Source organism: Pseudomonas sp. TE3728 (assembly GCF_056279145.1).
The window spans coordinates 5,153,010-5,176,933 of the sequence record NZ_JBWBQT010000001.1 but is presented as its reverse complement, the minus strand read 5'-3'; the positions used below and the strand labels follow the sequence as shown (position 1 = coordinate 5,176,933).

22 protein-coding genes are annotated in these 23,924 nt (G+C 59.8%); 8 read left to right on the top strand and 14 right to left on the bottom strand.

The genetic code is table 11. The features are described 5' to 3' along the window. Nucleotides 1–32: 32 nt before the first annotated feature. The 5 genes from rng to mreB form a co-directional block, all read right to left on the bottom strand. Nucleotides 33–1,490, bottom strand: a complete 1,458-nt coding sequence (rng, locus tag ACZ89R_RS22600; protein WP_008067330.1) for a ribonuclease G — start codon at nucleotides 1,488–1,490, stop codon at nucleotides 33–35. A 57-nt stretch (nucleotides 1,491–1,547) separates the two neighbouring features. Then, a complete protein-coding gene (locus ACZ89R_RS22595) occupies nucleotides 1,548–2,144 on the bottom strand; it encodes a Maf family protein (protein ID WP_429544529.1) in 597 nt (198 codons plus the stop codon). A gap of 44 nt (nucleotides 2,145–2,188) precedes the next feature. Continuing rightward, nucleotides 2,189–2,680 (bottom strand): rod shape-determining protein MreD, encoded by a 492-nt coding sequence (mreD, locus tag ACZ89R_RS22590; protein WP_429544530.1) that lies wholly within the window; start codon nucleotides 2,678–2,680, stop codon nucleotides 2,189–2,191. Further along, the gene (gene mreC, locus ACZ89R_RS22585; protein ID WP_429547820.1) at nucleotides 2,680–3,810 is read right to left on the bottom strand and encodes a rod shape-determining protein MreC; all 1,131 of its coding nucleotides are present in this window, start codon (nucleotides 3,808–3,810) and stop codon (nucleotides 2,680–2,682) included. The genes mreD and mreC overlap by 1 nt, the downstream gene beginning before the upstream one ends. A gap of 142 nt (nucleotides 3,811–3,952) precedes the next feature. Then, nucleotides 3,953–4,990, bottom strand: coding sequence for a rod shape-determining protein MreB (mreB, locus tag ACZ89R_RS22580; RefSeq protein ID WP_002555108.1), 1,038 nt, complete (start codon nucleotides 4,988–4,990; stop codon nucleotides 3,953–3,955). A 210-nt stretch (nucleotides 4,991–5,200) separates the two neighbouring features. Here mreB and gatC point away from each other — a divergent pair, with 210 nt between their 5' ends. From gatC to ACZ89R_RS22550, 6 genes are read left to right on the top strand one after another with little or no spacing between them, the layout of a single operon-like run. After that, a complete protein-coding gene (gatC, locus tag ACZ89R_RS22575) occupies nucleotides 5,201–5,488 on the top strand; it encodes an Asp-tRNA(Asn)/Glu-tRNA(Gln) amidotransferase subunit GatC (protein WP_007901429.1) in 288 nt (95 codons plus the stop codon). 16 nt (nucleotides 5,489–5,504) lie between these two features. Further along, nucleotides 5,505–6,956, top strand: coding sequence for an Asp-tRNA(Asn)/Glu-tRNA(Gln) amidotransferase subunit GatA (gene gatA / locus ACZ89R_RS22570; RefSeq protein WP_429544531.1), 1,452 nt, complete (start codon nucleotides 5,505–5,507; stop codon nucleotides 6,954–6,956). Nucleotides 6,957–6,966: 10 nt separating this feature from the next. Beyond that, a complete protein-coding gene (gatB, locus tag ACZ89R_RS22565; RefSeq protein ID WP_123498962.1) occupies nucleotides 6,967–8,412 on the top strand; it encodes an Asp-tRNA(Asn)/Glu-tRNA(Gln) amidotransferase subunit GatB in 1,446 nt (481 codons plus the stop codon). 54 nt (nucleotides 8,413–8,466) lie between these two features. Further along, entirely contained in the window at nucleotides 8,467–8,841 is a 375-nt protein-coding gene (locus ACZ89R_RS22560) for a septal ring lytic transglycosylase RlpA family protein (protein ID WP_048396578.1), read from the top strand. 50 nt (nucleotides 8,842–8,891) lie between these two features. After that, nucleotides 8,892–9,953, top strand: coding sequence for a calcium/sodium antiporter (locus tag ACZ89R_RS22555; RefSeq protein WP_429544532.1), 1,062 nt, complete (start codon nucleotides 8,892–8,894; stop codon nucleotides 9,951–9,953). Beyond that, a complete protein-coding gene (locus ACZ89R_RS22550; RefSeq protein ID WP_253553289.1) occupies nucleotides 9,950–10,330 on the top strand; it encodes a carboxymuconolactone decarboxylase family protein in 381 nt (126 codons plus the stop codon). The genes ACZ89R_RS22555 and ACZ89R_RS22550 overlap by 4 nt, the downstream gene beginning before the upstream one ends. Before the next feature lie 173 nt (nucleotides 10,331–10,503). Here the strand turns inward: ACZ89R_RS22550 and ACZ89R_RS22545 are convergent, their stop codons facing one another. The 5 genes from ACZ89R_RS22545 to kdgD form a co-directional block, all read right to left on the bottom strand. Beyond that, nucleotides 10,504–11,445 carry an AEC family transporter gene (locus ACZ89R_RS22545; protein ID WP_429544533.1) on the bottom strand — a complete coding sequence of 314 codons (942 nt, stop codon included), beginning with the start codon at nucleotides 11,443–11,445 and terminating at the stop codon, nucleotides 10,504–10,506. Between the two features lie 186 nt (nucleotides 11,446–11,631). After that, nucleotides 11,632–13,185 (bottom strand): galactarate dehydratase, encoded by a 1,554-nt coding sequence (gene garD / locus ACZ89R_RS22540; RefSeq protein ID WP_429544534.1) that lies wholly within the window; start codon nucleotides 13,183–13,185, stop codon nucleotides 11,632–11,634. Nucleotides 13,186–13,196: 11 nt separating this feature from the next. Then, complete coding sequence (locus tag ACZ89R_RS22535) at nucleotides 13,197–14,564, bottom strand: MFS transporter (RefSeq protein WP_008015294.1); 1,368 nt, start codon at nucleotides 14,562–14,564, stop codon at nucleotides 13,197–13,199. Between the two features lie 198 nt (nucleotides 14,565–14,762). Further along, nucleotides 14,763–16,208 carry an aldehyde dehydrogenase family protein gene (locus ACZ89R_RS22530; RefSeq protein WP_429544535.1) on the bottom strand — a complete coding sequence of 482 codons (1,446 nt, stop codon included), beginning with the start codon at nucleotides 16,206–16,208 and terminating at the stop codon, nucleotides 14,763–14,765. 60 nt (nucleotides 16,209–16,268) lie between these two features. Further along, nucleotides 16,269–17,180, bottom strand: coding sequence for a 5-dehydro-4-deoxyglucarate dehydratase (gene kdgD / locus ACZ89R_RS22525; RefSeq protein ID WP_192346260.1), 912 nt, complete (start codon nucleotides 17,178–17,180; stop codon nucleotides 16,269–16,271). A 235-nt stretch (nucleotides 17,181–17,415) separates the two neighbouring features. On the opposite strand from kdgD, the gene ACZ89R_RS22520 reads away from it, so the two are divergent. Then, nucleotides 17,416–18,732, top strand: a complete 1,317-nt coding sequence (locus tag ACZ89R_RS22520; protein ID WP_429544536.1) for a phospholipase — start codon at nucleotides 17,416–17,418, stop codon at nucleotides 18,730–18,732. A gap of 14 nt (nucleotides 18,733–18,746) precedes the next feature. Beyond that, the gene (locus ACZ89R_RS22515; RefSeq protein ID WP_429544537.1) at nucleotides 18,747–18,938 is read left to right on the top strand and encodes a hypothetical protein; all 192 of its coding nucleotides are present in this window, start codon (nucleotides 18,747–18,749) and stop codon (nucleotides 18,936–18,938) included. 155 nt (nucleotides 18,939–19,093) lie between these two features. Here the strand turns inward: ACZ89R_RS22515 and ACZ89R_RS22510 are convergent, their stop codons facing one another. The 4 genes from ACZ89R_RS22510 to ACZ89R_RS22495 all read right to left on the bottom strand — a co-directional run bounded on the left by ACZ89R_RS22510 (nucleotide 19,094) and on the right by ACZ89R_RS22495 (nucleotide 23,661). Next, nucleotides 19,094–19,843 carry a FadR/GntR family transcriptional regulator gene (locus ACZ89R_RS22510; RefSeq protein ID WP_032836338.1) on the bottom strand — a complete coding sequence of 250 codons (750 nt, stop codon included), beginning with the start codon at nucleotides 19,841–19,843 and terminating at the stop codon, nucleotides 19,094–19,096. Nucleotides 19,844–20,021: 178 nt separating this feature from the next. Beyond that, nucleotides 20,022–21,749 carry an ABC transporter ATP-binding protein/permease gene (locus ACZ89R_RS22505; RefSeq protein ID WP_429544538.1) on the bottom strand — a complete coding sequence of 576 codons (1,728 nt, stop codon included), beginning with the start codon at nucleotides 21,747–21,749 and terminating at the stop codon, nucleotides 20,022–20,024. Nucleotides 21,750–21,845: 96 nt separating this feature from the next. Continuing rightward, nucleotides 21,846–22,406 (bottom strand): response regulator transcription factor, encoded by a 561-nt coding sequence (locus ACZ89R_RS22500; RefSeq protein WP_007901386.1) that lies wholly within the window; start codon nucleotides 22,404–22,406, stop codon nucleotides 21,846–21,848. Beyond that, nucleotides 22,399–23,661 (bottom strand): ATP-binding protein, encoded by a 1,263-nt coding sequence (locus ACZ89R_RS22495; protein WP_008067291.1) that lies wholly within the window; start codon nucleotides 23,659–23,661, stop codon nucleotides 22,399–22,401. Before ACZ89R_RS22495 ends, ACZ89R_RS22500 begins: the two co-directional genes overlap by 8 nt. Between the last annotated feature and the right edge of the window lie 263 nt (nucleotides 23,662–23,924).

The window sequence follows — 23,924 nt, the reverse complement described above, 5'->3', positions numbered from 1 at the left end:
CAGCCGTTCTAGTGGAGGTAAAACACAACGATTCAGAGCAACACCACGTCGTATTGTTCCTGGGAGTACATGGTTTCCACCTGGAACCGAATGGTGCGCCCGATAAAGCCTTCGAGCTCGGCGACATTGCCCGACTCTTCGTCGAGCAAACGGTCGACCACTTTCTGATTCGCCAGCACCCGATAGCCTTCGGCCTGATAAGCCCTGGCCTCGCGCAGGATTTCGCGGAAGATCTCGTAGCACACGGTTTCCGGCGTCTTGAGTTTGCCGCGACCCTGGCAACTGCTGCACGGTTCGCACAGCACTTGCTCAAGACTCTCGCGGGTGCGCTTGCGGGTCATTTGCACCAGGCCCAACTCGGTGATGCCGATGATGTTGGTCTTGGCGTGATCGCGTTCCAGTTGCTTCTCGAGGGTTCGCAACACCTGACGCTGATGTTCTTCATCTTCCATGTCGATGAAGTCGATGATGATAATCCCGCCCAGATTACGCAGGCGCAGCTGACGGGCAATGGCGGTGGCGGCTTCGAGGTTGGTCTTGAAGATGGTTTCTTCGAGGTTGCGATGACCGACAAAGGCCCCGGTATTGACGTCGATGGTGCTCATGGCTTCCGCCGGATCGACCACCAGATAGCCGCCGGACTTGAGCGGTACCTTGCGCTCCAGGGCTTTCTGGATTTCGTCTTCGACACCGTACAGGTCGAAGATCGGTCGCTCGCCAGGGTAATGCTCCAGACGGTCGGCAATCTCCGGCATCAATTCGGCGACGAATTGCGTGGTTTTCTGGAAGGTTTCCCGGGAATCGATGCGGATCTTCTCGATCTTCGGGCTCACCAGGTCACGCAAGGTGCGTAGCGCAAGGCCGAGGTCTTCGTAAATCACACTCGGCGCGCTGATGGTCTTGATCTGTTCGTTGATCTGGTCCCAGAGCCTGCGCAGATAGCGGATGTCCATGAGAATTTCATCGGCCCCGGCCCCTTCGGCAGCGGTACGCAAAATGAAACCGCCGGCCTCCTTGATGCCTTCTTTGGCCACGCAGTCGGTAACCACCTGCTTGAGACGTTCGCGCTCGGCTTCGTCCTCGATCTTCAGGGAAATGCCGACGTGGGCGGTGCGCGGCATGTACACCAGATAGCGCGACGGAATCGACAGTTGCGTGGTCAGGCGTGCGCCTTTGGAGCCGATCGGATCCTTAGTGACTTGCACCACCAGGCTTTGACCTTCATGAACCAGCGCGCTGATGCTTTCCACCGTCGGGCCTTCGCGAAGAGAAATCTCCGAGGCATGAATGAACGCGGCGCGATCCAGACCGATATCGACGAAGGCGGCCTGCATGCCTGGCAATACCCGCACGACTTTGCCTTTATAGATGTTGCCGACGATCCCGCGCTTTTGCGTGCGCTCGACATGGACCTCTTGCAGGACACCGTTTTCGACCACCGCCACGCGCGATTCCATCGGCGTGATGTTGATCAGGATCTCTTCACTCATGGCAGGGTCTCGTTCAGGCATGTTCACGATAATGGCCGCATCTTGTCAGTACGACGCTCAATGCGCGTTAAAGGTTTGCCAACAGGGTATGCCGAAATGGCCGAGCAGCTCGCAGGTTTCGCACAACGGCAATCCGACCACCGCCGAGTAGCTGCCATTAAGCCCGGCGACAAACACCGCGCCCAGCCCTTGAATCCCATAACCGCCCGCCTTGTCCCGGGGTTCACCGCTGGCCCAGTAGGCCACGGCTTCGTCACGGTCGATGGTGCGAAAACGCACCAGACTGCGCACCACCAAAGACTCGCAGCGCTCGCCATCGCGCACCGCAATCGCGGTCAGCACTTCATGTTCGCACCCGGACAACAGCATAAGCATGGCGCATGCGTCGGCTTCGTCCACCGGCTTGCCGAGAATTTTCCCGTCCAGCACCACGGCGGTGTCGGCACCCAGCACGCAGAAATCGGCGTCGGACACCACCGTGCCATGCCCGACCTCGGCCTTGCTGCGCGCCAGACGCTCGACATAGGCCGATGGGCATTCTTCAGGTAAAGGGGTTTCATCGATGTCCGCGCTGATGACGGAGAATGGCACGCCGATCTGCGTGAGCAGTTCACGCCGACGCGGCGAGCCTGAGGCGAGGTACAGCTGTTTCATCAAGACATCTCCCTGTCGAGGTTATGGGCAAATGCCTGACCGAATTAATTGATTTTGTAGCGTCGACGCAAACCGCGCAAACCGTAGCTGATCCAGGGCCAGAGCAACGCGCTGACCAGTGCCGGTAACACCAGGGCCAGTGTCGGCTGGCGATTGCCGGTCAGGGCGCTCAGCCACAACTGCACCAGTTGGGCGAGGCCGAAAATCACCAGGATCACCAGGCTCTGTTGCCACATCGGGAACATGCGCAGGCGCTGTTGCAGCGATAGCACCAGGAAGGTAATGAGTGTGAGGATCAACGCATTCTGGCCCAGCAACGTGCCATACAGCACATCTTCGGTCAGCCCCAGGCACCAGGCGGTCACCATGCCGACTTTCTGCGGCAGGGCCAACGCCCAGAAGGCCAACAGCAAGGCCAGCCATAGAGGGCGCAGGATTTCCATGAATTGCGGCAACGGCGAAACGCTGAGCAGCATGCCAATGGCAAAGGTCAGCCAGACCATCCAGCCGTTTCGGGAGGAAGTGGTACCGCCCATTATTCTCTTCCCCCAGTGGTAGCCGGCGCGGAGACAGGCGGTTTGGCAGCAGGCTTCACGGTAGCAGGTTGGGCCGCCGGTGGTTTGACGGCGGCCGGTGCCGACGCGGGTGGCTTGCTGGCAGCATGAGCAGCGGTTGCCGGGGTTGCGGCAGCAGGTGCAGCCGCCGGAACAGCCGGAGCAGCAACGGCAGCCGGTATCACCGACACGGCCGGTTTGGGCACGGTTGCGGGAATGATCGGCCCACCGCCATGCTGGTCCAGCGCTTCCTGAGCCTGAGCGGCGTCGTTGGCTCGTTCCTCAGGGGTGCGTCCATCACTGAACACCAACAACAGATAACGACTGCGGTTCAACGCAGCGGTCGGCACCGCACGGACGATGGCGAACGGTTGACCGGAATCGTGAATCACTTCCTTGACCGTCGCCACCGGGTAACCCGCCGGGAAACGCTGACCGAGGCCGGAGCTGACCAGCAAATCGCCTTCTTTGATGTCGGCGGTATCGGCCACATGACGCAACTCCAGACGTTCCGGGTTACCGGTGCCGCTGGCAATCGCCCGCAGACCGTTACGGTTCACCTGCACCGGAATGCTGTGAGTGGTGTCAGTCAGCAGCAGTACGCGAGAGGTATACGGCATCAACTCGACCACCTGCCCCATCAGGCCGCGGGCATCGAGCACCGGCTGACCGAGGACCACACCGTCGCGCTCACCTTTATTGATGATGATGCGATGGGTAAAGGGGTTGGGGTCCATGCCGATCAACTCGGCCACTTCGACCTTTTCGTTGACCAGCGCGGAAGAGTTGAGCAACTCGCGCAGCCGAACGTTCTGCTCGGTCAGGGCGGCCAGCTTTTGCATGCGACCCTGCAACAGCAGGTTTTCGGTTTTGAGTTTTTCGTTTTCGGCGACCAGTTCGGTCCGGCTGCCAAATTGGCTGGCCACACCTTGCCATAGCCGCTGCGGCAGGTCGGTGATCCAGTAAGACTGCATCAGCACCAGCGACATTTGGCTACGCACTGGCTTGAGCAGTGTGAAGCGGGCATCGACCACCATCAGCGCGACCGATAGCACGGCCAGCACCAACAAGCGCACGCCCAGTGAGGGGCCTTTGGTGAAAAGCGGTTTAATAAGCCGCTCCTCCCAGGCAAATGTTCTCTTTATTCATACGGCATCAAACCGGCCTGGATGCAGACTGACAGAAGATAAACGCAACAGGCAGCACTGCAAAGTGCTGCCTGCGCGCTCAACAGCATAGAGGCGATCCGGCGACTTATTCGCTGGAAAGCAGATCCATGGTGTGTTTATCCATCATTTCCAATGCGCGGCCACCGCCGCGTGCAACGCAGGTCAACGGGTCTTCGGCGACGATCACCGGCAGACCGGTTTCCTGGGCCAGCAACTTGTCGAGGTCGCGCAGCAAGGCGCCACCACCGGTCAGTACCAGACCACGTTCGGCGATATCGGACGCCAGCTCCGGAGGCGATTGCTCCAGCGCACTTTTCACGGCCTGAACGATGGTGGCCAGGGACTCTTGCAGAGCTTCCAGCACTTCATTGGAGTTCAGGGTGAATGCGCGAGGAACGCCTTCGGCCAGGTTACGGCCACGAACGTCGACTTCGCGAACTTCGCCGCCCGGGTAAGCCGTACCGATTTCCTGTTTGATGCGCTCGGCGGTGGATTCGCCGATCAGGCTGCCGTAGTTGCGACGCACGTAGGTGATGATCGCTTCGTCGAAGCGGTCGCCGCCAACCCGTACGGATTCGGCATAGACCACACCGTTGAGGGAGATCAGCGCGATTTCAGTGGTACCGCCACCGATATCGACAACCATCGAACCGCGAGCTTCTTCAACCGGCAGGCCGGCACCGATCGCAGCGGCCATCGGCTCTTCGATCAGGAACACTTCACGGGCACCGGCACCAAGGGCCGATTCACGGATGGCACGACGCTCAACCTGGGTGGATTTGCAGGGAACGCAGATCAGCACACGAGGGCTAGGCTGCAGAAAGCTGTTTTCGTGAACCTTGTTGATAAAGTACTGCAGCATTTTTTCGCAGACGCTGAAGTCGGCGATCACACCGTCCTTCATCGGACGAATGGCAGCAATGTTGCCCGGCGTACGGCCGAGCATACGCTTGGCCTCGGTGCCGACAGCAACGACACTTTTCTGGTTACCGTGTGTCCGAATAGCCACAACCGATGGCTCATTCAGGACGATACCGCGCTCGCGCACGTAAATAAGGGTGTTGGCAGTGCCCAGGTCAATGGAAAGATCGCTGGAAAACATGCCACGCAGTTTCTTGAACATGGGAAAGGGACCCTAGGCAACGCGTGGGTAAAAAAGTGCGGCAAACTCTAACAACGACAGGGATTTTGGGCAAGGCGCCAATATGTTAAATTGGCCGCTTTTCTGTGCACCAAGCCCCACAATCGCGGCCTTGAGACCGTAGAAATGCGGTAGTGTTCCGACAATCTAACACACGGACGCCGTCCGTTCTGTTTTCCACTGGAGAATCCCATGGCGCTTGAACGCTCCGACGTGGAAAAAATCGCTCATTTGGCCTGCCTTGGCCTCAATGATGCCGATCTTCCACACATCACTTCGGCCCTGAACAGCATTCTCGGGCTGGTCGACGAAATGCAAGCGGTCAATACCGACGGTATCGAGCCGCTGGCCCACCCATTGGAAGCGAGCCAGCGCCTGCGTGCAGACGTCGTGACCGAAACCAATCATCGCGAGGCCTATCAGTCCATCGCACCAGCGGTCGAAAACGGCCTGTATCTGGTTCCGAAAGTCATCGACTAAAGGGAAAGAGCCTGCAATGCATCAATTGACTCTGGCCGAGATCGCCCGCGGACTCGCCGATAAAAAGTTTTCTTCCGAAGAGCTGACCAAAGTCTTGCTGGCGCGCATCGCCCAGCTCGACCCGCAGCTCAACAGTTTCATCAGCCTCACCGAAGACCTGGCACTGCAGCAGGCGAAAGCCGCTGACGCTCGTCGGGCCAACGGTGAGAGCGGCGCCCTGCTCGGCGCGCCGATCGCGCACAAAGACCTGTTCTGCACCCAGGGCATCCGCACCAGCTGCGGCTCGAAGATGCTCGACAACTTTAAAGCACCGTACGACGCCACTGTGGTCGCCAAACTGGCTGCTGCCGGGGCCGTGACCCTGGGCAAGACCAACATGGACGAATTCGCCATGGGGTCGGCCAACGAGTCGAGTTACTACGGTGCGGTGAAAAACCCGTGGAACCTGGAACACGTTCCGGGCGGTTCGTCTGGCGGTTCGGCGGCTGCGGTTGCCGCGCGCCTGTTGCCGGCAGCCACTGGCACCGACACTGGCGGCTCGATTCGTCAGCCCGCCGCGCTGACCAACCTCACCGGCCTGAAACCGACGTACGGTCGTGTTTCGCGCTGGGGCATGATTGCCTACGCGTCCAGCCTCGATCAGGGCGGCCCATTGGCCCGCACCGCAGAAGACTGCGCGATCCTGCTGCAAGGCATGGCCGGTTTCGACCCGCAGGACTCCACCAGCATCGACGAGCCCGTGCCTGATTACAGCGCCGGCCTCAACGGTTCGCTGCAAGGCCTGCGCATCGGCGTGCCGAAGGAATATTTCAGCGCAGGTCTGGACCCACGCATCGCTGACCTGGTCATGGCCAGCGTTGAAGAGCTGAAAAAGCTCGGTGCCGTGGTCAAGGAGATCAGCCTGCCGAACATGCAGCACGCAATCCCTGCGTACTACGTGATCGCCCCGGCGGAAGCCTCTTCCAACCTGTCGCGTTTCGACGGCGTGCGTTTCGGCTATCGCTGCGAAGATCCGAAAAACCTGGAAGACCTGTACAAGCGTTCCCGTGGCGAAGGTTTCGGCCCGGAAGTGCAGCGCCGGATCATGGTCGGTGCCTACGCGCTGTCGGCCGGTTACTACGACGCCTACTACCTGAAGGCGCAGAAAATCCGTCGCCTGATCAAGAACGACTTCATGGCGGCCTTTAATGAGGTCGACATCATCCTCGGCCCAACCACGCCGAACCCGGCCTGGAAGCTCGGCGCCAAGAACAGCGACCCAGTCGCTGCGTACCTGGAAGACGTCTACACCATCACCGCCAACCTCGCCGGTCTGCCGGGCTTGTCCATGCCTGCAGGTTTTGTCGATGGCCTGCCGGTCGGCGTGCAGTTGCTCGCCCCGTATTTCCAGGAAGGCCGCTTGCTCAACGTTGCGTACCAGTATCAGTTGAACACTGACTGGCACACCCGCACCCCAACCGGCTTCTGAGGAGAAACACATGCAATGGGAAGTCGTGATCGGGCTGGAGATTCATACCCAGCTCACCACCCGATCGAAAATCTTTTCCGGTAGCTCCACCACTTTCGGTTCCGAGCCGAACACCCAGGCCAGCCTGGTAGACCTCGGCATGCCCGGCGTATTGCCAGTGCTGAACCAGGAAGCGGTGCGCATGGCGGTGATGTTTGGCCTGGCCATCGATGCCGAGATCGGCCAACACAACGTGTTCGCCCGCAAAAACTACTTCTACCCGGACCTGCCCAAGGGCTACCAGATCAGCCAGATGGAATTGCCGATCGTCGGCAAGGGCCACCTGGACATCGCGCTGGAAGACGGCACGGTCAAACGTGTCGGCATTACCCGCGCGCACCTGGAAGAAGACGCCGGTAAAAGCTTGCACGAAGAGTTCAACGGTGCCACCGGTATCGACCTGAACCGCGCCGGCACGCCGTTGCTGGAAATCGTTTCCGAGCCGGACATGCGCAGCGCCAAGGAAGCCGTGGCTTACGTCAAGGCTGTCCATGCACTGGTGCGTTACCTGGGAATCTGCGACGGCAACATGGCCGAAGGTTCGCTGCGTTGCGACTGCAACGTGTCGATCCGTCCAAAAGGTCAGGTTGAATTCGGTACACGCTGCGAGATCAAGAACGTCAACTCGTTCCGCTTCATCGAGAAGGCGATCAACACTGAAGTGCAGCGTCAGATCGAGCTGATCGAAGACGGCGGCAAGGTGATCCAGCAAACCCGTCTGTACGATCCGAACAAGGACGAAACTCGTCCGATGCGCAGCAAAGAGGAAGCCAACGACTACCGTTACTTCCCCGATCCGGACCTGCTGCCGGTGGTCATCGAAGACTCGTTCCTCGACGACGTGCGCGCCACCCTGCCGGAACTGCCACCACAGAAACGCGAGCGCTTCCAGGAACAGTTCGGTTTGTCGGTCTACGACGCCAGCGTCCTGGCCACCAGCCGCGAACAAGCCGATTACTTCGAGAAAGTCGCAAGCATCGGCGGCGACGCCAAACTGGCGGCTAACTGGGTGATGGTTGAACTGGGCAGCCTGTTGAACAAGCAAGGCCTGGACATCGACCAGTCGCCGGTTTCGGCCGAGCAACTGGGCGGCATGCTGCTGCGCATCAAGGACAACACCATCTCCGGCAAGATCGCCAAGGTGGTGTTTGAAGCCATGGCCAACGGCGAAGGCAGCGCAGACGAGATCATCGACAAGCGCGGCCTCAAGCAAGTGACCGACACCGGCGCGATCTCGGCGGTGCTGGACGAAATGCTCGCGGCCAACGCCGAACAGGTCGAACAATACCGCGCGGCAGACGAGGCCAAACGCGGCAAAATGTTCGGCTTCTTCGTCGGCCAGGCCATGAAAGCCTCCAAAGGCAAGGCCAACCCGCAACAGGTCAACGAACTGCTCAAAAGCAAGCTCGAAGGCTGATTGCAATGGAGCCAGTTTTAAAGCCTGGCTCTACCCCTTGTGGGAGCTTTCTAAATGAAGCGTCTGCTCAGTGCCTGCGCCCTGCTCTCTCTGCTGGCCGGTTGCGCCAGCACGGATGTTGTTGATCCACACGGCTACGACAAGACCGGCGTAGCTTCGTATTACGGCGCCAAACACCATGGCAAACGCACCGCCAGCGGCGAGCGTTTCAACCAGCACGGCCTGACCGCCGCCCATCGCCAGTTGCCGTTCGGCACCCGGGTGAAGATTACCAACCTGAATAACGACAGGTCCTGCGTGGTGCGCGTCAACGACCGCGGGCCATACTCTCGTGGGCGCCTGATCGACGTGTCACGTGAAGCGGCCGAACAGTTGGGCATGCTGCGCAGTGGCACCGCGAAAGTTCGCGTGCAAGCCCTCGACGACTGATAGACGGAGCGCTGACTATTTTCGGACTTGCCGATTTACCCCTGATCAGCGTGATTGAATTGTTCAGCGGTCTGTTTTTACTGATCGCCGGTGCCGAATTGATGGTGCGCGCCGCCGTGCGCCTGGCCGCGCGACTGCATGTGCGGCCGCTGATCATCGGCCTGACCATCGTGGCCCTCGGCAGCAGCGCACCGCAGATGGCGGTCAGCCTGCAAGCCACCCTGGCGCAAAACGCCGACATCGCCGTTGGCAGCGTGATCGGCAGCAGCATCTTCAACATCCTCGTCACCCTCGGGCTCTCGGCGCTGATTATTCCGCTGCGGGTTTCGCGGCAATTGGTGCGCCTGGATATTCCGCTGATGATCGGCGCCAGCCTGCTGGTGTTCGTACTGGCATGGAACGAAGAGCTGAACCGGTTCGACGGCATGATGCTGCTGGCCGCGCTGGTGCTGTATCTGGGCTTGCTGCTGCGCCAGTCGCGGCACTCGGCCCGTCCGCCATCGGGCGCACATGACGCACTGCAGGCACCCTGGTTCGGCAGCCTGCTGATGATTGTCGCCGGGCTGGTGATGCTGGTGTTCGCCGGGCACTTGCTGCTCGGCGCCGCGGTGGCGGTCGCGACCGACCTTGGGTTGTCGGAGCGGATCATCGGCCTGACGATCGTCGCCGTCAGCACGTCCCTGCCGGAGCTGGCCACTTCGTTGATCGCCGCGTTGCGCGGTCAGCGGGACATCGCGGTAGGCAACGTAATCGGCAGCAATCTGCTCAACCTCTTGGGCGTGCTCGGGCTGACCGCATTGATCGCGCCGTCGCCACTGTCAGTCTCGCCGAACGCTTTGGATTTCGACCTGCCGGTGATGCTCGGTGTCGCGGTGCTGTGCCTGCCGGTGTTCTATTCCGGCTACCGCGTGACGCGCGCCGAAGGCCTATTGTTCTTGGGTTTGTACCTGGCCTATGGGCTGCACGTGGTGTCGTTCACCACCGGGATGCCACTGGCCGGCAAGCTTGAACACCTGATGCTGTTTTTCTTCCTGCCGGCGCTGGGGGCGTATTTGCTGTTCACCTCGCTACGCGCCTGGCGCCGACAACACCACAAGAGGGAATTGCCATGAGCACTGATAAAAAGTCTGGGGTTGAAGTCCGCCGCCAAGTGATGGGCGACGCTTTCGTCGACCGCGCCTTGGGCAACGCTACCGAGTTCACCCAGCCGCTGCAGGACTTCGTCAACGAACACGCCTGGGGCGGGGTCTGGAACCGTGAAGGTCTGCCGCTGAAAACCCGCAGCCTGATCACCCTCGCCGCGCTGACCGCGTTGAAGTGCCCACAAGAATTGAAAGGTCACGTGCGTGGTGCGCTGAACAACGGCTGCACCGTGGAAGAAATTCGCGAAGCGCTGCTGCATTGCGCGGTGTATGCCGGTGTACCGGCGGCGATCGATGCGTTTCGGGCGGCGCAGGAAGTGATTGATAGCTATCAGAAGCCGGAGTAACCGGCTCGCGTTTGTAGTGTTAGAAAGATTGCTATCGCGAGCAGGCTCGCTCCCACATTTTGATCTGTACCCAAAAAGTTGGACATCAATTCTCAGATCATTTGGAATGCATTCCCCTTGTGGGAGCGAGCCTGCTCGCGATGAGGCCCTGAAGAACACCGCAAAACCTTCGGTTAAATCCACCCACCCCACTGCAACAAAAAGATCCCGACGTTGGTGGTAACTGCCGCCATCAGCGTGGTAATCACGATGATCGCTGCCGCCAGTTCATGATTGCCATTGGCCTGTCGGGCCATGACGAAACTGGCCGCGGCGGTCGGGCTGCCGAAGTACAAAAACAGAATCCCCAATTCCGCCCCGCGAAAACCCCAGAGCCAGGCGCCAAGCGTCGCCAGCACTGGCAGGCCGATCATCTTCACCAGGCTTGAACTCAGTGCCATCGTGCCGCTTTTGCGCATCGCCGCCAGCGACAACGTGCCCCCGATGCAGATCAACGCCAACGGCAAGGTGGTTTGTGCCAGGTACTGGCCGGACGTTTCCAGCCACCCCGGCAAACTAATCTTGAAATACGCAAACGGCGTCGCCGCAAACACGCTGATGATCAGCGGGTTGACCATCACGCTCTTGCAGATGCTCCACGGGTCTGACTTGATCACCGGGCTGTAGACCGCCAGCACGATGGTCGAGAGCGTGTTGTAGAACAGGATCACCAACGCCGCGAGAATGGCCCCAAGGGAAATCCCGTAGTCGCCGTACATGCTCGCCGCCAGTGCCAGACCGATAACGCCGTTGTTACCGCGAAACGCGCCTTGGGTGTAGATGCCCCGGTCTTCCCGCGGGCATTTCCAGATCGCCCAGCCCCAGGCAATCGCAAAACACATCAGCGTGGCAATCGAGAAGTAGATCAGCAGCGCCGGTTGCAGCGCGGCATGCAGGTCGGCATGCAAGATGCCCAGAAACAGCAACGCCGGCATGGTGACGTTGAACACCAGGGCCGACGCGGTATGAATGAAGTTGTCGTTGATCCAGTCGATGCGCTTGAGCAGCGCCCCCAGAAACAGCATGGCAAACACCGGCGCGGTGATGTTCAGGGTTTCGAGGAAAATAGCCAGCATGCCGGGAGAACCTTGGGTGGACGTCGTTAGGGGGCTAATGATAAGCCACTGGGGACTCCGGCGTCTGGTAGACCAGCAGGCGATGAGTAACCTGTGGCGAGGGAGCTTGCTCCCGCTGGACTGCGCAGCAGGCCCATTTTGGGGCCGCTTCGCGCCCCAGCGGGAGCAAGCTCCCTCGCCACAGTCTCAGGTAATCGGCGCAGGATTGAACAAGGTAATGTCGTTATGCAGCTTATGCTGCTCCGCCCACGTCTGTTTCTTGCCGCTGGCCACGTCCAGGTAGTAGTGGAACAACTCCCAGCCAAGCTCTTCAATCGATGCTCGCCCGGTAGCAATTCGCCCGGCATCGATATCGATCAAATCCGGCCAGCGTTGCGCCAGTTCTGTGCGGGTCGACACCTTTACCACCGGCGCCATCGCCAACCCATAAGGCGTACCCCGCCCGGTGGTGAACACATGCAGGTTCATCCCCGCCGCCAACTGCAACGTCCCGCAGACAAAATCACTGGCCGGGGTCGCGCAGAAAATCAGCCCTTTGCGCTTGAATCGCTCGCCAGGGCCGAGCACCCCGTTGATCGCGCTGCTGCCGGACTTGACGATCGAGCCCAGCGACTTCTCGACAATGTTCGACAACCCGCCCTTCTTGTTCCCCGGCGTGGTGTTGGCACTGCGGTCCGCTTCGCCCTTGGCCAGGTAACGGTCATACCAGTCCATTTCCCGCACCAGTTCCTGAGCCACTTCCTCGGTTTCGGCGCGGGACGTCAACAGGTAAATCGCGTCGCGCACCTCGGTGACTTCGGAAAACATCACCGTCGCACCGGCCCGCAGCAACAGGTCCGAGGCGTAACCGAGCGCCGGATTGGCAGTGATGCCAGAGAACGCATCGCTGCCGCCGCACTGCATGCCGAGGATCAGCTCGGACGCCGGCACGGTTTCCCGACGACGCAGATCGAGCTTTTTCAAGCGGGCTTCGGCCAGTTCCATGATCTGCTCGATCATCTCGGTGAAACCGTGGCTGGAGTCCTGCAAGCGGTACAGCCACGGCTCGCTCAAATCCACCGAACTGTCGTTCTCGTGCATCACCTGCCCGGCCTGCAATTTCTCGCAGCCCAGGCTGATCACCAACGCTTCGCCACCCAGGTTCGGGTTGCGCGCCAGATTGCGCACGGTGCGGATCGGGATGTACGCGTCGGTGGCGGTGATCGCCACGCCGCAGCCGTAACTGTGGGTCAGCGCCACCACGTCATCGACGTTAGGGTACTTGGGCAGCAACTCATCCTTGATGCGTTTCACCGCGTGATCCAGCACGCCGGTAACGCACTGCACGGTGGTGGTGATGCCCAGAATGTTGCGCGTGCCGACGGTGCCGTCGGCGTTGCGAAAACCCTCGAAGGTGAAGCCTTCCAGCGGTGCCTGCGCGACCGGCACTTCGGTGGACAGCGGCAGGCTGTCCAGCGGCGGCGCGGTCGGCATGCGCAGTTGATCTTCCTTGACCCAGCTGCCGCGAGGAATCGGCTGCAACGCGTAGCCAATGGTCTGGCCGTAACGAATCACCTGGCCGCCCTCTGAAATGTCCTCGAGAGTGACCTTGTGGCTCTGCGGCACGAAATCCACGGTGACCAAACCATCGGGGAATTCGGTGCCGGCCGGTACGCCCTGATCGTTGACCACGATCACCACATTGTCCCGCTCGTGCAGGCGGATGTAGCGCGGCGAGTCGGAATGTTCAATCAACTGCATGACGCCGCTCCTCAGGAATGCGCTTCGGACAATTTATTGTTGGTTTCAGGACCGCTGACAGGCGGCTCTTTGAGTACCACACGTTTGATCGGGCCAACGATCACCAGATAGCTGAAGACGGCTACCAGCGCGTTGCAACCGACGAACACCAGCGCCCATTTGAATGAACCGGTGGAGCTGATGATGTAGCCGATAACGATCGGCGTGGTGATCGACGCAATGTTGCCGAAGGTGTTGAACAAGCCACCGCTGAGACCGGCGATCTGTTTCGGCGAGGTGTCGGACACCACGGCCCAGCCCAACGCGCCCACGCCTTTGCCGAAGAAGGCCAGGGCCATGAAGCCGACGACCATCCATTCCACGTCCACATAGTTGCAGGCCACGATGCTGCTGGACACCAACAGGCCGGCGATGATCGGCGCCTTGCGGGCGAAGGTCAGCGAGTGACCTTTGCGCAGCAGGTAATCGGAAATCACCCCGCCAAGCACACCACCGATAAACCCGCAGATCGCCGGCAGCGAGGCAATGAAACCGGCCTTGAGGATGGTCATGCCGCGCTCCTGCACCAGGTACACCGGGAACCAGGTCAGGAAGAAGTAGGTGATGCCGTTGATGCAGTACTGGCCCAGATACACGCCGAGCATCATGCGGTTGGTGAGCAGTTGGCGGATGTAGTCCCACTTCGGACCGTCGCCTTTTTTGCCTTTGCCTTTGTCCTGGTCCATGTCAACCATGCCGCCGTTGTCGGCGATGTGCTTGAACTCGGCGTCGTTGATCATCGGGTGCTGGCGCGGGCTGTAGATCACCTTCAGCCAGATCCCCGAGAAGATGATGCCGATCACCCCCATGACGATAAACACGTGCTGCCAGCCGAAGCTGTAAACGATCCAACCCATCAGCGGTGCGAACAACACGGTGGCGAAGTATTGCGCCGAGTTGAAAATCGCAGATGCTGTACCGCGTTCAGCTGTCGGGAACCAAGCCGCCACGATGCGTGCGTTGCCGGGGAAGGATGGCGCTTCTGCCAGGCCCACCAAAAAGCGCAGCATGAACAGCGCAACCACCGCCGTGGACATGCCGAACTCACCGACATACCCCTGCAGCACGGTGAACAGCGACCAGGTGAAGATGCTCAGCGCGTAGATTTTTTTCGAACCGAAACGGTCCAGCAGCCAGCCACCGGGAATTTGCCCGGCCACGTAGGCCCAACCGAATGCAGAGAAGATATAACCGAGGGTGACCGCGTCGATGCCGAGGTCTTTTTGCAGGCTGGAGCCAGCGATTGCGATAGTGGCCCGGTCGGCGTAGTTGATCGTGGTCACCAGAAACAGCATGAGCAGGATCAAATAGCGGACGTGAGTCGGCTTGGTCGATTGCATTGTAGATGTACTCCCACTGATTATTTTTATGCGCGGGTGAATCTTGGTGTTCCCCGTAGGGGCTGTAGGAGCTGTCGAGTGGAACGAGGCTGCGATCTTTTGATCTTCAAAAGCAAAGATCGCAGCCTCGTTCCACTCGACAGCTCCTACAATCCCGCGAGGGTTGCGGTATCGATGCCGATACCGCGGTGTTTCCTGTCAGGAGCCGATGTAGCTGGTCTTCACGACCGTGTAAAACTCTTGTGCATAGCGACCTTGCTCACGTGAGCCATAGGATGAACCTTTACGCCCACCAAACGGAACGTGGTAATCCACGCCGGCGGTCGGCAGGTTGACCATCACCATCCCGACCTGGGAGTGGCGCTTGAAGTGGTTGGCGTACTTCAGCGACGTGGTGGCGATACCCGCTGACAGGCCGAACTCGGTGTCGTTGGCCATGGCCAGCGCTGCCTCGTAATCGGCGACGCGAACGATGTTGGCCACCGGGCCGAAGATCTCTTCGCGGCTGATGCGCATCGCAGCTGTGCTGTCGGCAAACAGCGTCGGCGCGAGGAAGTAGCCTTCGGTGTCGCACGTCACCAGACCACCGCCACTGACCAGACGCGCACCTTCGGACTGGCCGATGTCGATGTACTTCATGTCCTGTTCAAGCTGAGCCTGCGAAACGACCGGACCAATATCAGTGCCGGTTTTCAGCGCGTGGCCAACCTTGATCGACTTCATGCGCTCGGCCACGGCTTCGACGAACTTGTCGTGAATCCCGGCGGTGACGATGAAGCGGCTCGAGGCGGTGCAACGCTGCCCGGTGGAGTAGAAAGCACTCTGTACCGACAGTTCGACCGCTTGCTTGAGGTCGGCATCATCGAGAATGATCTGCGGGTTCTTGCCGCCCATTTCCAGCTGAACCTTGGCCTGACGCGACACGCAGCTAACAGCGATCTGGCGACCCACGCCCACGGAACCGGTGAAGCTGATGCCATCAACTTTCGGGCTCTGCACCAGCGCATCGCCAACCACCCGACCGCTGCCCATCACCAGGTTGAACACGCCGGCCGGGAAGCCTGCGCGGGAGATGATTTCCGCCAGTGCCCAGGCACAGCCGGGTACCAGATCCGCCGGTTTCAGGACAACGCAGTTGCCGTAGGCCAGGGCCGGAGCAATTTTCCAGGCCGGGATCGCAATCGGGAAGTTCCACGGGGTGATCAGGCCGACCACACCCAATGCTTCGCGGGTCACTTCGACGTTGACGCCCGGACGCACCGACGGCAAATAGTCGCCGGACAGGCGCAGGCATTCACCGGCGAAGAACTTGAAGATGTTGCCGGCGCGGGTCACTTCGCCGATGGCTTCGGGCAGGGTCTTGCCCTCTTCCCGGGCCAGCAAGGTGCCGAGTTCTTCGCGACGGGCGAGGATCTCGCTGCCGACTTTATCCAGGGAATCGTGACGTGCCTGAATGCCCGAAGTGGACCAGGCCGGGAACGCGGCGCGAGCGGCGTCGATGGCGGCGTGGACCTGAGCCAGATCAGCCTTGGCGTAATCGCCGATGGTATCGGTCAGCTCGGAGGGGTTGATGTTGGCGCAGTAATCACTGCCCACCACCCATTCGCCATTGATGTAGTTGTCGTAACGCTTTGCATCAGCCACTTGAAGATCTCCTCACGCAAGAAGCCGCTGATTGCTCAGCGGCCTTGGTTTTATCGAGTGTTATTGCGCACCTTGCTTGTCGATCAGCGCGGCGAGCATTTCGTACTCTTCGCCCGTCAGATCGGTCAGCGGCGCACGCACAGGACCTGCGTCGAAGCCTGCAATTTTTGCCCCGGCCTTGACGATGCTCACGGCGTAACCGGCCTTGCGGTTACGGATGTCCAGGTACGGCAGGAAGAAGTCGTCAATGATCTTGCCGACGGTGGCGTGATCTTCGCGAGCAATGGCGTGGTAGAAATCCATCGCGGTTTTCGGGATGAAGTTGAACACCGCCGAGGAGTAAACTGGCACACCCAGCGCCTTGTAGGCCGCAGCGTAGACTTCAGCGGTCGGCAAACCGCCCAGGTAGCTGAAGCGATCACCGAGGCGGCGACGGATCGACACCATCAACTCGATATCGCCCAGACCATCCTTGTAACCGATCAGGTTCGGGCAGCGCTCGGCCAGACGTTCCAGCAAAGGAGCGGTCAGGCGGCAGACGTTGCGGTTGTAAACCACCACGCCGATTTTTACCGATTTGCATACCGCTTCAACGTGGTCGGCAACACCATCCTGGCTGGCTTCGGTCAGGTAGTGCGGCAGTAGCAACAGGCCTTTGGCGCCCAGACGCTCGGCTTCCTGAGCGTATTCGATGGCCTGGCGGGTGGCGCCGCCTACGCCGGCAAGAATTGGCACGCTGGTAGCGCAAGTGTCGACGGCAGTCTTGATGATTTCCGAATATTCGCTGGCCGCCAGAGAGAAGAACTCACCGGTGCCGCCCGCGGCGAACAATGCCGAGGCGCCGTATGGGGCCAGCCATTCGAGACGCTTGATGTAGCCCGCGCGATGGAAATCGCCCTGAGCATTGAAGTCGGTGACCGGGAATGACAGCAGACCGGAAGAGAGGATGGACTTCAGTTCTTGTGGATTCATTATTCGAACACCCTGGGTAGCAACGTTGTGTGAGAAAACCGTTCAGCCTTCGCCGAAGTTGTAGGTCATCGTACAACTTAAAATACAACCGTCAACTGCATTTCATCGCGAGCCGCAAAATTTGCGTCGGAAAAAGTAATCCCTTGACGTAGGAAATTTCTCATCTATGATCCAGACAGCTGTATATACATACAGCTAAATCTGAATCTACCTACGACATATCAAGGAGCTAGAAATGTCAGGTCTATACGCACAACCGAAGGAAAATACCCGACAGATCATCGCCGATCTGGATGATCTGTTTACCGAGCACGGCATCGCCCTTTCTGGCAATGGCGACACTTTGAAGCTGCTCGCGGGCAGCCATCACACTCACAAAAATCAGCAACCCACCTCCCCGAAAAAAACGCTGAAAGGCCCGCAACTGCGGTTCGAGGGAGCTGAACACACCGCTATCGGCGACAGCACCTTGTTGCGTTTCATCAAGGACGCCCCCGCTATTCCAGCCTCACAGGTAGAGCTGCATCTACCCAATGGGTTGGCGCTGACCTACGGCCAGGTCATCGCACTGGGAGGCGATTTTTATGGAATTCCCGATCAACCGATCAACGAAGGCGCGACACTCGCCGAGCGAATCCAGCGCTTTAGCAACGCCTTCAACTCCCTGGCGGTACTGCCGGCCTCAAACGCCGAGGCGAAGTTGATCCTCGGTGTCATGCAGAAAGAAATCGCCGCCATCAATCAAGCGATCAGGGACGGAAAACAGCCTCATGAGGCTTATGACGCCCTAGGTGATACGTTGTCGGAAGAGTGGAACAAGATCACCGGTGGCGGCAGTTTCGTTTCGGCGCTATTCCCTTTGGGGCGTTATCTGAAACTGGCCGCCAACAATGCTGACCACTTTGCCGAATGGGCGTTGCTGGCCTACATCGCCGGGCACACGGCAGCGCTGCTACAAGCAGTGCTGGCCCACAACAGCGGCGATGAAAAGCAGTTGGAACTGGCCTATGCGATGAACGCTTTTGCCGATCACTCTTTGACCGACCTGTATTCCGCCGGTCACCTGCGAGTACCGCGCAAACAGTTGGCGGCAGTGGTCACGCCCAGTGACCTCGGCTCGTTGATTACCCGCTTCATGCACGATGAAGACAGCAAGTTCGGCCTCAACGTGAGCAATGGCAACGGCGATCGCTGGCACGCCTATGGCGACAAGCGCTACTTCGACGCGATCGACAGTGCCAATCGCGCCCAGGTGAATCAGGCCGTTCAGGTGTCTGCGGATGAAGTATTCGCGGCGTACCTCAGCGGCACTGCTCCGTCGGCCGGCAGCTTTGCTGCGTTGAAAAGGCTGCCCGACCTGCAAGCGGTTCTGAACCCGGCCGGCAATTTCTCGCCACTGTTCAAGGTCGAGGGCAACAAGGTATTGCGGCGCAAGGACGTCAACAACCTGAACGATACCGCCACCATGGACGACTGGTGGGGCTGGAGCACGTATCTGCTGCTCAAGGACTACCAACCAACTGGCGTGCTGAATTCAGCGGCCAATGCCTGATAAGGAGATCACTGATGACTATCAAATTGAAACTGGAACTCGCTTCTGGCCAGTCGCTGAAAGGCGCGCCGCTGGAGTTGCTGTCGAAAGGCTTGCCGATTGCCCGGGCGCTTGTGGATGAACGCGGGCATGCGGTTTTCGATGCCAAACCTGGGGCTGCTGAGTTGGCGGTGAGGGTGGATCGTTCGATTTTGAGGACTGGCTGACATATTCCAGGAAGGCCACTGACCTCATCGCGAGCGGGCTCGCTCCCACATTGGATCTGCGTGTGATCGCATTATTGTGATCGACACCAATCCCTGTGGGAGCGAGCCTGCTCGCGATGGCTATCTGTCGAACAACAAATCATTCAACCTGAAACCTATCCCCGCTGCGCCTGCGCCTCTTCATGCGCCTGGCGCAACCGCTCGCGGCTATTCGTCAGGTGCAAACGCATCGCCGCCCGCGCTGCATCCGAATCCTGACGCGCAATCGCATCGTAAATCTCTTCATGCTCACGGCTCAGACGATTCATGTAGTGCTGCTGATCGTCATGGGCCAGGCGCGCGGAGTTCAGGCGCGTTCGCGGAATGATGCTGGTGCCCAGGTGGGTCATGATGTCGGTGAAGTAGCGGTTGCCGGTGGCCAGGGCAATTTGCAAGTGGAACTGGAAATCGGACGCCACGGCATCGCTGGCGTGGGAGACGCTTTCGTTGAGGGCGTCCAGCGCCGCTCGCATCAACGCCAACTGCTCAGGGCTGCGGCGTTGTGCGGCAAGGCCGGCGGATTCCACTTCCAGGCTGATGCGCAATTCAAGAATTGCCAGCACATCGCGCAAGGTCACCACGGTGGCCGGATCAATACGGAAACCGCTCGGGCTCGGGGTATCGAGCACGAAGGTGCCGATGCCATGACGGGTTTCGACCTGGCCTGCGGCCTGCAAACGGGAAATCGCTTCGCGCACCACGGTGCGACTGACGCCATGGGCATCCATGATCGCCGACTCGGTGGGCAACTTGTCGCCACGCTTGAGGTGACCGTCGCGGATCTGCTCGGACAGCACCGTCACCAGTTCCTGAGCGAGGCTGCGGCGCTTGCGAGGGAGGCGAGGTGCGTCGATCGGGTTTTCCATGGTGAACGTCTGTCTCAAAAATTCGGCTGAATCCGCATCATAGCTCAACACGGTTGTACGATCACCGTCGGCGCACATTCCCCTGTAGGAGCTGCCGAAGGCTGCGATCTTTTGACCTTGTTTTTAGATCAAAGTCAAAAGATCGCAGCCTTCGGCAGCTCCTACGGGTGTGTGGTGTTCAGGCGGTCACGGTCTGATCCACCAAGTGGCCATTCTCGATACGCACATGCCGTGGATGGAAGCGCTTCAAGCTGCTGCGATGCCCGACGCTGACGATGCTCAGCCCCGGCAACTCATCGATCAACGCCTGATACAACGACGCTTCATCTTCTTCGTCCATCGCCGAAGTGGCTTCGTCCATGTACAGCCATTGCGGCGCATAAAGCAGCGCGCGGGCGAAGGCCAGACGTTGTTGCTCGCCCGGCGAAAGCATGCGCTGCCAGTGGTTGGCTTCATCCAGACGCGAAACCAGGTGCGGCAAGCGGCAGGTTTCCAGCACGTGGACGTAGCGCTCGTGCGGGTAGGTGTCGCCGGGCTGTGGATAACTCAGCGCCTCGCGCAAGGTGCCAATCGGCAGATAGGGTTTTTGCGGCAGGAACAAATACCGTCCCGTCGGCAGACGGATGCTGCCGTGGCCGGCCGGCCAAAGGTGCCCCATCGCCCGCAGCAAAGTCGATTTGCCGCTGCCAGAACGACCGCTGAGCATGACGCGCTCGCCCTCCTCCACGGTCATGTCGGCGTTGGTCAGCAGATGACGACCGTCAGCGAGGTCGAGGCCAAGGTTGTGCACCATCAACGCCGAGCCTTGATTCTGCACGTCGATGGCTGGCGAACGCTCTTCGTTGTCAGTCATTGCCTGGCGGAAACTCAGCAGACGATCACAAGTGGCACGCCACTCGGCGAGGTCCTGGTACGCGCTGATGAACCAGCTGAAGTTCTCCTGCACGTTGCCGAACGCGGAGTTGATTTGCATCAGCTCACCGAGCTCGATCTTGCCGGCGAAGTAACGCGGCGCAGCGACCATGAACGGGAAAATAATTGCGATCTGGGCATAACCGGAGGTGAAGAAGGTCAGGCGCTTGGACACTTTCATGATGTCCCAGAAATTGTGCCAGACCAGGCCAAAGCGACTGCTCAGACGACGGTTCTCGTTCGGCTCGCCGTTATACAGCGCAATGCTCTCGGCATTCTCACGGACCCGCACCATGGAGAAACGCAGGTCGGCTTCGAAACGTTGCTGGTTATTGTTGAGGCCGATCAAGCGCCGACCGATCACATGCGTCAGCCAACTACCGACCGCGGCGTAAACCAGTGCGCACCAGAACATGTAGCCGGGGATCGTGAAACCAAACACTTCGATGCTGCCCGACACGCCCCACAAAATGATCGAAAACGACACCAGGCTGACGACGTTACGGATCAAACCAAGGCCCAGGCCCAAGGTATTGGTAGTGAACTTGTTGAGGTCTTCGGAAATCCGCTGGTCCGGGTTATCGGTGTAACCGCCCTGCTCCAGCTGGTAGTAATTCTTGTTGCCGAGCCAACGGGCGAAATGCTTTTCGGTGAGCCAGGCTCGCCAGCGAATGGTCAGCATCTGAGTCAGATAAAGTCGGTACACCGCGCCGAGAATCGCCACGGCAGCGATGCCGCAAAAATACAGAATCAACTGCCAGAACGCCGCGTCATCCTTCCTCTGCAGGGCGTTGTAGAAATCCTTGTACCAACTGTTGATCCACACTGAAATCGCCACGCTGAACAATGACAGCGCGATCACCGCGATCAGCAACGTCCAGGCCTTGCCCTTCTCTTCGCTGCGCCAGTAAGGCGTGGTCATCGCCCAGACTTTGCGAAAAAACTGCCCGCGCACAGCATCATTGACCGCGGAATATTCAGCGTTCTGATTCATGGATAAGGCTCGATAAAGAAAAGAACACACACGAGCCGATCATAAATGATCGGCCCGGCTTGTAACGAGGTGTGACAACAATTGTTCAGCGCCGGTTCAGCGACGGACCGGACGCTTCTGCAGTTTGCGCTGCAGCGTGCGGCGGTGCATGCCCAAGGCGCGGGCAGTGGCGGAGATGTTGCCTTCGTGCTCGGTCAATACGCGCTGGATGTGCTCCCACTGGAGGCGGTCCACCGACATTGGGTTTTCCGGCACCAGCGTGTCGAGGTCGGCGTGCTCGGAGAGCAACGCGGCCAGCACGTCATCGGCGTCCGCCGGTTTGCACAGGTAATTGCAGGCGCCACGCTTGATCGCCTCGACGGCGGTGGCAATGCTCGAGTAACCGGTGAGGATCACCACGCGCATTTCCGGGTCGAGTTCCAGCAGTTTGGGCAACAACACCAAGCCAGAATCGCCGTCCATTTTCAGATCCAGGGCGGCGTAATCCGGTATGTCGGCCTGAGCGATGGTCAGGCCTTCTTCGGCGGACCCTGCGGTACTCACGCGAAAACCACGGCGGGCCATAGCGCGAGCCATCACGCGGGTGAAGGTTGCGTCGTCGTCTACCAGCAGCAAATGCGGCAGTTCTTCGCCTTCGACTTGGATCTCGTCACTCATGTTCGTCTCCTCGGGCGACACGGGGCAGGCGCAGCTCGGTAAGCGTGCCACCTTCCTCATGACTGTAGAGTTTCACTGAGCCGCCGGCGCGTGTCACGCTGGCCTTGCTCAAAAACAGGCCCAGGCCGAAACCTTTGCCCTTGGTGGTAAAAAACGGTTTGCCAATCTGCTCGGCAATGGCCAGTGGCACACCGGCGCCATGGTCGCGAATGCTGATGGTCAAGTCCTCGGCATTCCAGTCCAGCGTCACTTGCAAGCCTTCGGGGCACGCATCGGCGGCGTTGTTCAGCAAATTCAGCAGGGCCTGGGTCAGGTCCGGCGGCGGTGCCATGCGCGGCACGGTCCCCTGGCCCAGGCGCTGGAAGCGATAACTGGCTTCCGGACGCATCAAGTGCCAGCGGTTCAGGGCTTCGTCGAGCCAGTCGGTGACGTCCTGCATCTCCACCGCCAAGCGACGATTGGCTTCCGCCGCCCGGACCAACTGCTGCAAGGTCTCTTTGCAGAGTTTGACCTGATCCTGCAGCACGCTCAAATCGTCCTGCAACAGCGGGTCTGGATGGTCCTGGCGCATTTCCTTGAGCAGCACGCTCATGGTCGCCAGCGGTGTGCCCAGCTCATGGGCGGCACCCGCCGCCTGGGTCGCGACGGCCAGCAATTGCTGATCGCGCAGGCCTTCTTCGCGACGAATGGCACGCAATTCTTCCTGACGACGCAGCTCTTCGGCCATGCGGGCGGCAAAGAACGTGATCACCGCCGCCGCCAGGGCAAAGCTCAGCCACATGCCGTAGATCTGCAGGTTTTCCCGGGCGATCGGGAACGTTTCCAGCGGGTAGAACTGCGCCAGCAGCAACGTATAAAGCGCCAGCGCGATACCCGACAGAATCACCGAATAACGCCATGGCAGCGTCACGGCGGCGATGGTCAATGGCACCAGGTAATAAGAGACGAACGGATTGGTCGAGCCGCCGGAGAAGTACAGCAAGGCACTGTGGATAAACAGGTCACAGGCCAGTTGCACGGCGTATTCGAGCTCGGTCACCGGCCACGACGTGCGCAGACGAACCGCCGTGAACGCGCACAGCAGCATCGAGCAACCCAGGGTCATTGCCAGTTGCACCCATGGCAACGGTAACAGGTCGAACCAGTAGGCCAGCCCCACAGAACCGGCCTGAGCGGCCAGCACCAAGGTGCGGATGAACGTAAGCCGCCAGAGGTTCTGACGAGTGGCGGAAGTAATTTGAACGGGGGCGAGCATGAGCTCTCCTGATGAGCGCTCCAGGCGGATCGCACGGAGTATAACCAAGCCGCGGGCCTGAGAGGCAAAAGTGCGGCAAACGACCACAGTGACCAGCCATCTATCTGCGACGAATAACCCTGTGGCGAGGGAGCTTGCTCCCGCTGGACTGCGAAGCAGGCCCAAACCAGTCAGCCGGGGCATCCGGCAAACCGTGCACTCAGGTTTTACGACTGCTGCGCAGCCGAGCGGGAGCAAGCTCCCTCGCCACAAAAGCCCTTCAG